The organism is Caulobacter sp. SL161 (genome assembly GCF_026672375.1).
Taxonomy (GTDB): domain Bacteria; phylum Pseudomonadota; class Alphaproteobacteria; order Caulobacterales; family Caulobacteraceae; genus Caulobacter.
This window is the reverse complement of sequence record NZ_JAPPRA010000001.1, coordinates 1733012-1745730: the sequence shown is the minus strand read 5'-3', so window position 1 is coordinate 1745730 and position 12719 is coordinate 1733012. Positions and strand designations below refer to the sequence as shown.

General features: G+C 67.0%; 12 protein-coding genes and 1 pseudogene. 5 read left to right on the top strand and 8 right to left on the bottom strand.

What is annotated here, in order from left to right; translation table 11 throughout:
* The first annotated feature begins 1 nt into the window (after position 1).
* Complete coding sequence (locus OVA11_RS08490) at positions 2 to 1609, top strand: EAL domain-containing protein (protein WP_268067017.1); 1608 nt, start codon at positions 2 to 4, stop codon at positions 1607 to 1609.
* A gap of 53 nt (positions 1610 to 1662) precedes the next feature.
* Here the strand turns inward: OVA11_RS08490 and OVA11_RS08485 are convergent, their stop codons facing one another.
* Together OVA11_RS08485 and OVA11_RS08480 are read right to left on the bottom strand one after the other, a co-directional pair.
* Positions 1663 to 3486, bottom strand: coding sequence for a DUF885 domain-containing protein (locus OVA11_RS08485; protein WP_268067016.1), 1824 nt, complete (start codon positions 3484 to 3486; stop codon positions 1663 to 1665).
* A gap of 103 nt (positions 3487 to 3589) precedes the next feature.
* On the bottom strand, positions 3590 to 3967 hold the full coding sequence (locus tag OVA11_RS08480) for a nuclear transport factor 2 family protein (RefSeq protein ID WP_268067015.1): 378 nt from the start codon (positions 3965 to 3967) through the stop codon (positions 3590 to 3592).
* Between the two features lie 68 nt (positions 3968 to 4035).
* On the opposite strand from OVA11_RS08480, the gene OVA11_RS08475 reads away from it, so the two are divergent.
* From OVA11_RS08475 to OVA11_RS08460, 4 genes are all read left to right on the top strand, one after another.
* Positions 4036 to 4569: a GNAT family N-acetyltransferase gene (locus tag OVA11_RS08475; protein WP_268067014.1), complete on the top strand. Its 534-nt coding sequence runs from the start codon at positions 4036 to 4038 to the stop codon at positions 4567 to 4569.
* A 42-nt stretch (positions 4570 to 4611) separates the two neighbouring features.
* Positions 4612 to 4938: a hypothetical protein gene (locus tag OVA11_RS08470; RefSeq protein ID WP_268067013.1), complete on the top strand. Its 327-nt coding sequence runs from the start codon at positions 4612 to 4614 to the stop codon at positions 4936 to 4938.
* An 86-nt stretch (positions 4939 to 5024) separates the two neighbouring features.
* The gene (locus OVA11_RS08465; RefSeq protein ID WP_268067012.1) at positions 5025 to 5438 is read left to right on the top strand and encodes a response regulator transcription factor; all 414 of its coding nucleotides are present in this window, start codon (positions 5025 to 5027) and stop codon (positions 5436 to 5438) included.
* Between the two features lie 133 nt (positions 5439 to 5571).
* The gene (locus OVA11_RS08460; protein WP_268067011.1) at positions 5572 to 6102 is read left to right on the top strand and encodes a DUF4199 domain-containing protein; all 531 of its coding nucleotides are present in this window, start codon (positions 5572 to 5574) and stop codon (positions 6100 to 6102) included.
* A gap of 37 nt (positions 6103 to 6139) precedes the next feature.
* Here the strand turns inward: OVA11_RS08460 and cckA are convergent, their stop codons facing one another.
* From cckA to OVA11_RS08430, 6 genes and pseudogenes are all read right to left on the bottom strand, one after another.
* A complete protein-coding gene (gene cckA / locus OVA11_RS08455) occupies positions 6140 to 8215 on the bottom strand; it encodes a cell cycle histidine kinase CckA (protein WP_268067010.1) in 2076 nt (691 codons plus the stop codon).
* 102 nt (positions 8216 to 8317) lie between these two features.
* Positions 8318 to 9403 carry a flagellar biosynthesis protein FlhB gene (flhB, locus tag OVA11_RS08450; RefSeq protein ID WP_268067009.1) on the bottom strand — a complete coding sequence of 362 codons (1086 nt, stop codon included), beginning with the start codon at positions 9401 to 9403 and terminating at the stop codon, positions 8318 to 8320.
* Positions 9404 to 9412: 9 nt separating this feature from the next.
* Positions 9413 to 10168 carry a flagellar biosynthetic protein FliR gene (gene fliR, locus OVA11_RS08445; RefSeq protein ID WP_268067008.1) on the bottom strand — a complete coding sequence of 252 codons (756 nt, stop codon included), beginning with the start codon at positions 10166 to 10168 and terminating at the stop codon, positions 9413 to 9415.
* Between the two features lie 14 nt (positions 10169 to 10182).
* On the bottom strand, positions 10183 to 10449 hold the full coding sequence (gene fliQ, locus OVA11_RS08440) for a flagellar biosynthesis protein FliQ (RefSeq protein ID WP_268067007.1): 267 nt from the start codon (positions 10447 to 10449) through the stop codon (positions 10183 to 10185).
* Between the two features lie 146 nt (positions 10450 to 10595).
* Positions 10596 to 10898, bottom strand: a complete 303-nt coding sequence (locus tag OVA11_RS08435; RefSeq protein ID WP_268067006.1) for a hypothetical protein — start codon at positions 10896 to 10898, stop codon at positions 10596 to 10598.
* A gap of 64 nt (positions 10899 to 10962) precedes the next feature.
* Positions 10963 to 12342, bottom strand: a pseudogene (locus tag OVA11_RS08430) (hypothetical protein).
* Between the last annotated feature and the right edge of the window lie 377 nt (positions 12343 to 12719).

Sequence of the window (12719 nt, the reverse complement as noted above, 5' to 3'; positions counted from 1 at the left end):
CTTGTCGCTAGATCCGCGTCGCCTTCTTGGTCTGGCCTTCGCCAGCGCCGACCTTTTAGTCGAGTTACAGAACGGGCGGGTTCGCCTGGCTCTGGGCGCGGCCCAGAAGGTGATGGGCGCGAGCGAGGCTGCGCTGACCGGCAAGGCTTGGGCCGAGCTTTTCCACGCCGATGACCGCGCCTTGATGGAAGCCATGCTCAGCTGCGCCGACGATGGCGTGCGGCGCGGCCCTGTCGTACTGCGCCTGGCCGAACCTGCCGATAAGCACATCCGCATCGTTCTGCGCGCCCTGCCCGAGAACCAGGGCCGCATCTCGGCCGCCGTGACGGCGGCGCAACCCGCCGGCCCGCCGCTGTCGGCCAGTTCGCTGCAGCCCCGCGAGTCGTTCGACGATATCGCCCAGGGCCTGTTCGAGGCCGCCCGTGTCACGGGCATCGAGCTGGAACTGGCCATGGTGGAGTTCGCCGGCCTGGGCGACATGCGCGAGGCCCTGTCTCCTGACGAGGCGGTGGCGCTGGATGTCCGGGTGGCCAGCGCGCTGCGCGCCGAAGCCCATGGCGGCGCGGCCGCCACCAAGCTGTCGGACGACCGCTTCGCCCTGCTTCGTCAACGCGACGATCGCCCCGAGAACATGATCAAGCGCCTGACCAAGATGGTCAGCGCCGAGGCCAGCGCCCATGTGGTTCCGCTGGAGAACGGCGGCGGCTCGTCGCGGGCGCTTCGCGCGCTGCGCTATGCGCTGGACGACTTCCTGCGCGAGGGCCTGAAGGACACCCCGCCGATGACCCTGTCGGAGGCGATGAACCGATCGGTCAAGCGCACCCTGGCCCGCGCCGGCGCGCTTGGCGTCGCGGTCAGCCAGCGGCGTTTCAATCTGGCCTTCCAGCCCGTCGTCTCACTGAGCACGGGCCTGGCCCACCACCACGAGGTGCTGGTGCGGTTCGAGGACGGCGGCAGTCCGTTCGCCCTGATCCGCATGGCCGAAGAGTTCGACCTGATCGAGGAGCTCGATCACGCCATCGTCGAGCAGGCGGTCAAGAAGCTGGCCAATGACAGCGAGCGCAAGCTGAAGCTGGCGGTGAATGTGTCGGGCCAGACGATCGGCAACGAGACGTTCGTCGAGCACGTCGGCCGGTTGCTGGCCAAGTTCAACGAGGCCAAGGGGCGGCTGATATTCGAGATCACCGAGACCCGGGCGATCGACAATCTGGCGACCGCCAACCAGCATATCCAGAGCCTGCGCTCCATGGGCTCGCTGGTCTGCCTCGACGACTTCGGCGCGGGCTCCTCGTCGTTCTCCTATCTGCAGCAACTGGCGCTGGACATCGTCAAGATCGACGGCCGCTATGTGCGCGAGTTGGCCGACAACAGCCGCGATGGGGCGCTGGTGCGCCGCCTCGTGGAGCTGTGCCGCGACCTGAAAGTTCGCACGGTGGCGGAGATGGTCGAGACCGCAGAGGTCGAGGAGGTCATCCGCAATGTCGGCGTCGACTTCGCCCAAGGATGGCTTTACGGCAAGCCGTCGGACAAGCCGGCCCCGGCCCTACGTCCCACCGCCCCGGTCAAGGCCGTAGCGCGACGCGCTGGCGCAGCGGAAAGCTGGGGCTAGAAGGGCGCATCCCTCCCCCAGGTTCGTGGAGGAGGGACCAAAGCTAAGCAGATCTAAGCCTTGCCGCCCTTGCTGACGATGTAATCGTCGATCACCCGCTCGAAGACGGTCAGCGGCGTCATGCCCGACAGCAGACCCGCGTCGTGGAACTCGCGGATGTCGAACTTCTTGCCCAGCGCCTTCTGAGCCTTGGCGCGGGCGCGCAACCAGACGATCTTGCCGATCATGTAGCTGCAGGCCTGGCCCGGCCACACGACATAGCGCTCGATCTCGGTGATCGCGCCGCTTTCCTCATCGCCCATCGTCTCGGCCATGTACTTGATGGCCTGCTCGCGGCTCCACTTCTTGTGGTGCATGCCGGTGTCGACCACCAGGCGCACGGCGCGGAACAGTGCGTCGTGCAGCATACCGATCTGGCCGCGCGGGTCGTTCTTGTAGACGCCCATCTCGACGGCCAGCTGTTCGGAGTAGAGCGCCCAGCCCTCGGTGTAGCCCGAGAAGCCGATGATCTTGCGGATCAGCGGCAGGCCCTTGGCCTCGTTCGACAGCGACAGTTGCAGGTGGTGGCCCGGGACGCCTTCGTGCACGGTCAGGGTGGTCAGGGTGTACTTGGCCTGCTCCTTGGTGTCGCGCAGGTTGATCCAGTAGATCCCCGGACGCTTCCCATCCAGCGAGGGCGAGTTGTAGTAGCCGCCCGGCGCGCCGGCCTCGATGGCTTTGGGCACCCGACGGATCTCCAGTGGAGCCTTGGGCAGCTGGCCGAAATAGGCCGGCAGCTGTTTTTCGATCCACTTGGCCTTGTCGTTCAGGTCCTTGATCAGCTGCTCCTTGGCCTCATCCGTGTTCGGATAGAAGTCCTCACCCAGCTTGCGCATGCGATCGCCAACCGTGCCCTTGGTCATGCCGATCTTCTTGAACAGCTTGTCGGCCTCGATCTCGATCGCCTTCACCGTGTCCAGGCCCAGCTGGTGGATCTCGTCCGGCGTCAGGGTGGAGGTCGTGTAGTTCTTCAGCGAGGTGGCGTAGTAGTCACCGCCGTTCTTCAGCCGCCAGACACCCGCGTCATGGGTGGCCTTGCCGCGCACGCTCTCCATCAGCGCGATCTGGCGCTTGAGGGCGGGCAGCACCGAGTTTTCGTAGATCTTCGAGGCCTCGCCCGCCCAGTCGCCGGCGATGTTCTTGTCCTTGGTGCGACGGGCGATCGACTTGACCAGCGTCGTCTCGGCCGTCGGCGTGTCGGCGAAGGCCTTCATCTGGACCAGGGTCTTGTCGATGACGAAGTCCGGCGGGATCACGCCATCGGCCATGTCCTGCTTGGCCAGGGCGGCTTCCTGATCCATCAGGCGCGCAAAGCCCTCCATCCGCGACAGATAGGCGTCGGCGTCAGCCTTGGTCTCGATGCTGTGCTGGGTGTCCAGGAAGTCCGGCATCTGCTGGTAGGAGCCAGTCAGCTGGCTCAGCACGTACGGCGCGCCCGAGCCGCCGCCGCCATAGCTGAACTTGCTGTTGCCTTCGTCCATCACCGCCAGGATGAACTCAACGGTGTCGTAGTTGGCCGCGTCCATGCCCTTGAGCGCGCGACGGTCGATGGCGCGCAGCGCGGCCAGCTGCGTGCGGACCTCAGCCTTGCCGGCCTCGATGGCGGCGGCGGAGCGGTCCGTGAGCAGCCCCTTGGTCCAGGCCAGCTCGCCGCTGTCCAGACCCAGGCCCGTCGCAGTCTCGGGCGACTGGCGCAGTTGCTTGGCCATGATCGCGTCGAACAGCGCGTTCAGCTTGGCCACCTCGCCCTCGCGGGCCAGGGCCAGGGACGGCAGACCGCCGGTGGCGGCGAAGCCGGCCGCAGCGGTGGCGAACATCATGTGGCGACGATTGAGCAAGGTTTTCCTCCCCAGAGGCGTATTGAAGGACGAAGGCGTAAGCCCCGCTCCCCTATTGGGCTTAATTAATTCCGCGTCATCTTCGATGGGAAGGGGGCTCCGCTCAGGCGAGCGTCACGAACAGCTCGTTCTCGATCACCCACTGGCCCGTGACCTTCTTCCAGGTCGCCAGATAGGTCCCCGACTGCTGGGGCGCGTCCTTCCAGGTCCCAACCCAGCGGCCGCGCTCGGCGGCGCGCGTCCCCTCGGAGTCCAGGGTGATCTCTTCGGTCGTCCGGACATAGGCCACGAAGCCCTTGTCGGCGAACTGGCCCGCGAAGGCCGCCAGCACGTCCTCAGCGCCCAGCAGCAGCGAGCCGTCACCGGCGATCAGGGTGACGCGCGGGTCGAAGAAGGGCCGCAGGCGCGCGGCGTCCTTGGCGGCGATCAGCTTGTTGGTCAGCTTGCGGCGCGCGGCGATGGCGTCTTGCGGCGTGGTCATGGTGTTCTTCCGGTTCGAGCGCGTCGGTGTAGCCTGCGCAGACCAAGCCTCGCAAACGCCGAGTCCCTATGCCCGCCCCGACCCTGACCACCGATCGCCTAACCCTGGCCCCGCCCACCCTCGCCGACTTCGAAGACAGCCTGGCGATGTGGATGGACCCGCTGGTGGTCAAGCACGTGGGTGGCCGCCCCTTCACGGAGGAAGAAAGCTGGACGCGGCTGATGCGCGCCCGGGGTCTCTGGGAAGTGCTGGGCTTTGGCTACTGGGCGGTGCGGGAGACCGCGACGGGCCGCTATGTCGGCGAGGTCGGCTTTGCGGACCTGCGGCGCGAGCTCGAGCCCAACCTCTATGGCCTGCCCGAGATGGGGTGGGTGCTGGCGGCCTGGTCGCACGGTCAGGGCTTTGGAACCGAGGCGGTCCGCGCGGGGCTGGCCTGGATCGACCAGGCCCTGGCGCCGGAGGTGGTGCCGTGCATCATCAATGTGGAGAACGCCCCCTCCATCGCCCTGGCGCGGAAGGTCGGCTTCAAGCTGAAGACGCAGGCGACCTACAAGGGTTCGCCGATCCTGATGATGGAGCGGCGGCGGGTCCCATCCCCGTGACCCCATGACGCCCGCTGGCGCGAAACATGCTATCTGCGGCCCATGGTTCGCAAAGTCACCGCCAAGCTCGTCGCCGCTCCCGATCCCACCGCCGAGGCCGACCGCGCCTGGTTCGAGGCTCATCCCGAGCGCAAGTTCCGACTACGCGACCCCGCGCCCGTCGAGTTCAAGGACCCTCTGGGCGATCCGGGTGAAGGTTTTTCCTGGCGCGTGCTGATCGCTCGCCTGCCCGACGGCGGCCGGCTGCGACTTCCCGTTTCGTTGTCGTGGGAGTTGCACAACGACCACGCCAAGGATCAGCACCTTCAGATCCTGTTCGACCAGGTCGCACCGCCGGAGGCCAAGGCACGTATCGCTTTCAAAAGTTAGAGCATTTTTCGATCCGATAGCCGTTTCACACTTATCGGAAAATGCTCTGCCTTGACGCGCCGCTTGGTTCACGCACCCTTTCGCCCATGATCCGCACGGTCGTTCTCTGGGCGCTGGTCCTGGCGCTGGGCGCGTTCGCCCTGCAATGGCTGGAGTACGGCTTGGTCGTGCGGGCCTTCTCCTGGCAGGTCTATGTCGGGCTGATCGGAGCGGCGTTCGCGGCCGGCGGCGTCTGGGTCGGTTGGCGGCTCGCGGCCCGCGCCCGCCCCGAGATGTTCCAACGCAATGACGCCGCCCTGGCGAGCCTTGGCCTGACCGGTCAGGAGATCAAGGTGCTGGAGCGTCTGGCGGCCGGCCGCTACAACAAGGAGATCGCCCGCGACCTCGGCCTCTCGCCCAACACCGTCAAGACTCACGTCGGGAACCTCTACGGCAAGCTAGAGGTCAGCCGCCGCACACAGGCGGTCGGCAAGGCGCGGGAACTCTCGCTCATCCCCTGAGCTTGACCCCGACCTTGACCGACGTCCGATCGGGCGAAACTGTCGTTCTCACCCTTTTGGGCGATACCGTTTCCCGGCGGGGACAGGACAGCTTGCGGGGCGCGTCGCAGGGGGCGGCGCGGAGGAGGACTCCATGCAACGCACCATTCTCATTCACGGCCTGACGTCGGGCGCCATCATCATTCTGGGCATGATCGCCACCATCGTGCTCTCCAAGGGCGACGCGCCGCATTCCAACGTCTGGCTTGGCTATCTGATCATGCTGGTCGGGCTCTCTTCGATCCTGATGGCGGTCAAGTCGCACCGCGACAAGGCGCTGGGCGGCGTCATCAAGTTCTGGCCCGCCCTGCTGGTCGGCCTCGGCGTCGCCCTGGTGGCGGGGATCGCCTACGTCTTGATCTGGGAGGTCTATCTGGCGCTCACCGACTACACCTTCATGGAGCAGTATGTCGCCGCCACGCTGGCCCAGAAGAAGGCCGCCGGCCTCAGCGGCGCCGAATACGCCAAGCTGGCCTCTGACCTGGAAGCGATGAAGCGCAGCTACGCCAATCCGCTGCTGCGCATGCCCATGACCTTCGCCGAGATCTTCCCGGTCGGGGTGCTGGTGGCTCTGGTCAGCGCGGCGCTGGTGCGCAATCCGAAGTTCCTGCCGGCGAAGGCTTGAGGCGCTTGGGCCCGCCGCCCCTTGAGGGCGGCGGGCTTCAGGCCGCCTGCAGCTGCTGCTTGACGCGCTCGGCCAGGGTCTTGATGTCGATCGGCTTGGGCAGGAAGGTCACGCCCGTCTCGCCCTCGAGCAGGTCGCTGAACTCGGCCTCGGCATAGCCGGAGATGAACATCACCGGCGCGGTCCCCAGATAGCCGCGCGCCTTCTTCAGCAAGGTCGGACCGTCGATGCCGGGCATGATCACGTCGCTGATCAAGAGGTCGATCGTGCCGGCGTTTTCCTCGGCGATGATCAGGGCCTCTTCGCCGTCGGCCGCCTCAAGCACCTCGTAGCCACGGGCGCGCAGCAGGCGGGCGGCGACGCTGCGCACGGCGTCCTCGTCCTCGACGAACAAGATGCGGCCGGCGCCCGACAGGTCGCGCGCGGCGCGCGGCTTGGCGGGCTCGGCGGCGGCGGCGACAGCCGCTGCGCCGGCGGGCGCTTCATAGACCGGCAGGAAGATGCGGAAGGCCGCGCCTTCGTTCGGGCGGCTGTGGACGTGGATCCAGCCGTCGCTCTGCTTGACGATGCCATAGACCGTGGCCAGGCCCAGACCCGTCCCCTCGCCCACCGGCTTGGTGGTGAAGAACGGGTCGAAGATCTTGCCCATGACGTCGGGCGGAATGCCTGGACCATCGTCACTGACCTCAATGAAGGCCGTGTCGCCGTCGGCGGCCGGGAAACCCAGCTGGATCGCCTCGTCGCGGGTCAGGCGCGCGGTGCGGATTCGCACGACGCCGCCGCCCTTGGCCGCGCGCACGGCGTCGCGGGCGTTGACGGCCAGGTTCATCACCGCCGTCTCGAGCTGGCTCTTGTCGGCGCGCACCTGCGGCAGGTCGCGGCCATAGTCGGTGATGAGCTTGACGTCCTCGCGCAGCAGGCGGCGCAGCAAGACCTCGAACTCGCTGATCAGCTCGCCCAGATCCAGCACCTCGCGCTGTACGGTCTGCTTGCGCGAGAAGGCCAAGAGCTTGCGCACGAGGTCTGCGGCGCGCACGCCCGTCTGACGGATCTCGTTGAGACCCTCGTACGACGGATCACCGACGGGATGGCGATGTAGCAGCTCATCCAGACGCAGCTGGATGGCGGTCAAGAGGTTGTTGAAGTCGTGCGCGACGCCGCCGGCCAGCTGGCCGATGGCCTGCATCTTCTGGGCCTGGGACAGCTGCAGTTCGATCTGCTTCTGCTCGGACACGTCGATCATGTAGGCCACCAGGCGGCCTTCGGCGCGATAGAGGTAAAGGTGAGCGATGCGCGACGGATCGCGCGCCAACCGCACCTCGTAGGGACCGGCGCGGCCTTCGTTCAGGCGTGTCTCGGCCTCGGCGCGCGAGGCGGCGTCGATCAGGTCGCCGAACAGCACACCGGCCTTCGCGCCGGTCATCGTCGTCAGCGCCGGATTGGTCTCCAGCACCCGCGAAGTGAAAGGCTCCAGGCCTTCCAGCAGGGCCGCGCCGAACGGCGAGGCGCCGGCGAAGGCGTCCAGCGAACTGGGTGGCGGGGCGGCGCGCTCGGCGACCGGGGCCGGCGACGCGTCTTCCACGACCGGCTCAGCGACAACGATGGGCGCAAGTCGGATCAGCAGCCGTCCGCCCGCCAGGCGCGAGACCTTGGCGGTGTAGTCGGTTCCTCCGGCGCTCAGCACGCCCTCGGCCATCTGCCCCTGGCGCGCCTGGACCAGGGCCGCAAACAGGCTGGAGCCCGCCACACCCTTGGGCAGGCGGCGCTGTTCGCCCATGACTTCGCGCCAGGGCCCGTTGGCGGCCAGGACGCGACCGTCGGCGGCGGCCAGGGCGGCCGGCTCGGCCAGCGCCTCGATGAAGCCTTCGGCCTGGTCGGCGTCGCCGCCGGAAAGCGCCGAGCCGCGAATGGCGACAAGGCCCAACACAGCCACGCCCGCGACGCCCAGAAGCAGCAGCAGACCGGCCAGGGTGGTCGGTCCGGCCTTGAGCGCCGGCGCCGCCGACAGGGCCGCCGCGGCCACGAAAAACACCGCCGCGCCGACCAGCCATGGATCAAACCGCCGACGCGGGGCGCCGGTCGAAACCTTGTCCTGGAGCTGCAAGTCGGCCATCGGCGAGGTTGTACCTTTCTTACGGCGAGCCAGCGACTCACCCGCAATTGGAGAAAGAATAGCCTTTTCTGGAGGCTAGGTCAGTTTTCTGGAGAATGTGGCTTAGAGAGGACGCGCCCGGGGCTGGGGCTTCTTTCCGTTGAGGATGAAGCTGATGACCTTGGCGACGGCTTCGAAGTGTTCAACCGGGATTTCCTCGTCGATCTCAACGCTGGCGTAGAGAGCGCGGGCGAGCGGCGGGTCTTCCAGGACCGGCACGCCATGCTCCTCGGCGACGGCGCGGATCTTCAAGGCCAGATCGTCGACGCCCTTGGCCACGCACAGCGGCGCGGGCGTCTCGCCCTGCTCGTACTTCAGCGCAACGGCGTAGTGGGTCGGGTTCATGACTACGACGGTCGCCTTGGGCACCGCCTGCATCATCCGCTGGCGCGAGCGCTGCATCTGGATCTGGCGGCGCTTGCCCTTGATGTGCGGGTCACCGTCGGACTGCTTGAACTCCTCCTTGACCTCCTGGAGGGTCATCCGCATGCGGTTCATGAACCGCATGCGCTGCCAGAAATAGTCAAAGGCCGAGGTGGCCACCAGCAGCAGGATCACAGCGATCAGCAGGCTCTTGGAGAGCTTCATCGCCTCGGGGATCATCGCCGCCGGGTCCATGCCGACGAGATTGCGGACCTCGCCGACATGCGGCTTGAGCACGAAATAGGCGATGACGCCGGTCAGCAGGAACTTCACCGCCGACTTCAGGAACTGGACCATGCCGTCCGGCCCGAAGATGCGACCAAGGCCCTTGATCAGGTCGAGCTTCTGGAAGTCGGGCTTGATCTTCTCGGGCGTCAGCAGGAAGCCCGTCTGGGCGATGTGAGCCGCCGCGCCGGCGAAGGCGGTCACCACCATGACCAGCACCAGCGCCGGCAGCGCGGCCAGCAGGGCCTGCTTCAGCACGATCATGGCCCCGCCGCTGCTCAGGTCGATCGTGCCGGCGTGAGCGATGAAGGGGGTCAAGGCCGCCATCAGGTCGCGCGTCAGCCAGCCGCCGGCCAGCAGGATCACCGACACCGCCCCGGCCAGCGAGGCCAGCTGCGGGATGTCGGCCGACTTGATGACATCGCCCTTGGCGCGGGCGTCCGACAGCTTCTTGGCTGACGGTTCTTCTGTTTTCGATTCTGGATCCGTATCGTCCGCCATGCTCGCCCCCTAGGTGAAGATGTCCAGGAGCTCGCGGTAGCGGTCGGTCCAGACCATGGCGATGCCGCTCAGCGACAGCGCCAACAGAGACAGGCCCAGGATCACGCTGAGCGGCGAGGCCACGAAGAAGATCTGGAACGCAGGCATGATGCGCCCGACCAGACCCGTGGCGAGGTTGAATACCAGAGAGAAAACGATCACCGGCGCGGCCAACTGAACGCCTAGGCTGAAAGACTGCGCGACCGTCTGCACCGCCAGGGCGGCGGCGTCGTTGACGGGTACGGCGCGGGTGAACGGGAAGATCGTATACGACTTGACGATGGCGCCGATGAACAGGTGATGCAGGTCCGTGGCCATCACCAGAGTCAGGCCCAGCATCGACAGAAAGGTCGCCACCGCCGTGCTCGACCCTTCCATCGACGGATTGGTGCTCTGGGCGAACGACAGCGTGGTCTGCATCGAGATGATTTCGCCGGCCGTCGTCAGCGAGGTCATGAACAGGCGCAGCACCGAACCGATCATCAGGCCGATCAGGACCTCGTGGATCACCGCCCCGCCCAGTCCGCCCAGCGTGGTCGGGATAGGACCGACCGTGTTCTGGACCAGCGGCGCCAGGATCAACGCCATCAGAAGGGCGAACGACAGGCGAATGCGGGCGGGAATCGCCGGGTCGCCGATGCCCGGCATGGTCATGACCATGGTGCCCACCCGCGCGAAGACCAGGGCGGCGACATAGACCTGAAAGGCCGTGGCGAAGGCGTTCAAGGGCCCCTCGCCTCCTACATGCCGGCGATGCGGGCGGCGATCTGACGCATGAAGCCGCTCATCAGCGAGCCCATCAGCGGCAGGAAGATCAGCAGCGACAGGAAGATCGCCACGATCTTCGGGGCGTAGACGAGGGTGGCTTCCTGGATCTGGGTCAGGGCCTGGAACAGGCCGATGACGACGCCGACGACGAGGCCGACGATCAGCACCGGCGCGCAGAGCTGAAGCGTCAGCCAGATCGCGTCCCGGCCGACATCAAGAACCTCGGCGCCCGTCATCAAAAGCCTCGTCGGAATCGGCCGGACCGGCCGCCTGGAATCGAGGCTCGAAGATGGGCGAAATATGGTTAACAGGGCGTTAGGGGTTGGCGGCGCCGCCCCCGGTTCGGCGGCCGCGACGCTGTGTCCCAACCGCCGTAAGGCCGTGATTAGCGGATGCGGATGCGCACCGGCACCTGGATATACGAACCCGCACGGCTTTTGCCGTCGGGGCCGAGTAGGTCGACCTGGACCTGCGAGACCATCGACAGCGCGGCCTGCCCGACGCCCAGGTCGTTCGGCGTTTCGTCCTGTACGGTGCAGGCGGTCAGATAGCCGTCGTTTTTCACCAGGCAGTTCAGGATCGCGACCGCGATGCGCGGCTCGGACACGGGCTTCAGCAGGTCCGTCCGGGCCTCGGCCTGAGGGGCGGCGGCGAAGACGGCGGCGGCGAGAGCGAGCGAAGCGATCACGTGTTCATCCCTGTACTGGTCTTTTTGTCGGCGGGCCTTTCGCCGCCTGGTGTTCCGTTTCGGATCAGACGGCCTGGGCCTGCTTGAGACGTTGCAGGCCCTGTGCCGCCAGGTCGGTCAGTGACCGCAGGCCAAGCTCCGAGAAGACGTCGAAGGCGCACGCCAGGGCCGCACCGGCCCGGGCCAATCGTCCATCATCGCGGCCGGTGATCTCGACGCGGGCCTCGTAGAGGCGGGCCAGGTTCATCTGCGCCACGGCCCAACTGGCCGGATCGCGCGCGCCTGGGGCCGCGGCGAGTTCGGCCTTGAACGCCAGTTCGGCCGCGTCCAGCACCGCCAGGTCGGCGGTCAGCTCGGCGCAGCGCGCCAGGCAAAGCGCGCGGTTGTTGGCGACCACGGCGCGTAGAGCCAGGGCCGGCTGCACCTTCAGGGTCTGGGTGGCCCGGTCATAGGCCATCACCGCCTGTTCGAAGGCGCGCTCACTGGTCGAGGCCTCGCCCATCGCCTGGAGGGCGGCGCCGAGTCCCGCCTGGGCCCGCGCCCAGTCCATCGGGCTGTGATCGGCGGGAACCGCCTCGACCGCTTCGGTCAGCGCCTCGACGCCGTCTGCGATACGCGAGATCTCGCCATCCAGCTCGCCCAATTGCACCAGCGCCGCACCACGCAGACCTTGCAGGCGCGCCCAGGCCAGGGGTTCAAAATCGGGATCGAGAACGGCGGCGGCGGCCTAGGCTTCGCCGGCGGCCTGCTCGGCCAGGCTGCGGTCCTTCAAGCGAACCGCGCAGGCGAGGATCAGCTCGATGCGCGTGGCGCGATGCTCGGCCAGCATCAGACGGGCCGGACCGCCCTTGGCGCGCTTGGCGGCGGCCAGGGCCCGCAGAGGACCGTCAAAAGCGCCGACGGTGGCCATGGCGCGGTCGAGATCGTTCTGGGCCAACGCCGCGCGCCCTTCCAGGCCGGCGGTCATGGCCGCACACTGCGCAGTGCGTTGATGAGCCGGCGTGCGGGCCAGGGTCGCCGACGCGGCGGCGACCAACCCCTCGTCGCCGAAGAGATCCGCGCCCAGCACCGCCAGAACGGCCTGCTCGCAGCGCGCAGCGCTCAAGGCGTCGTGCCGGCGTTCGGTTTCGAAGAGCTTCGCGGCGGCCTCGGCCTGGGCCGCGCCCTTGCGCAGGGCGGTGGCGTCGCCGGTTCGACGGGCCAGTTCGCGCCAAACGACGGCGGCTTCCAGCAGCCGCGCGCCACGGTCCTTGGCGCCGATGCGTCCAGCGACCACATCGGCCGACCGGGCCTCATTGGCCAGAAGTCGCACATCCAAGAGCTCCAGCAGGGACGTGTCCCCGCCGGTCAGCCCCTCGCGCCAAGCCCCCTTGAAGCCGCCTTCAGCGTCGGCGCCGAACAACCGCTTCAGATCTCGTCCGAACTCGAACATCGCCACGCGCACTCCGCTTACGGATCGTCCCACCCCGGGACAGCCCGGAGCAGGTTCAACGCCTAAGCAGCAAAACCGGAGCCAGCGGATTTTAACAAGTGGTTAAGAAGTGTTTACAGCGCATTAACCATAAATATTTTCTTTGTTTTTACGCCATGATCAGAATTCCAACCATTATGGTTGAGAGCGTATTGAATTGGCACACTTCTTGCTTTGGCGAATACGCGCGCGGCAGCCCCGCGCCCGCCGTTCCTAGAACTTTGTTCACCGACCTTAAAATGACGTTAACCCTAAGTTTTAAGCGTCCGTTCACCCTTCATTCCACCCCGCCCTCCCCCAAACAGCACGAAGCAGGCTAGAAAGCGCCCAGGATCGTCGATTCCGGAGCC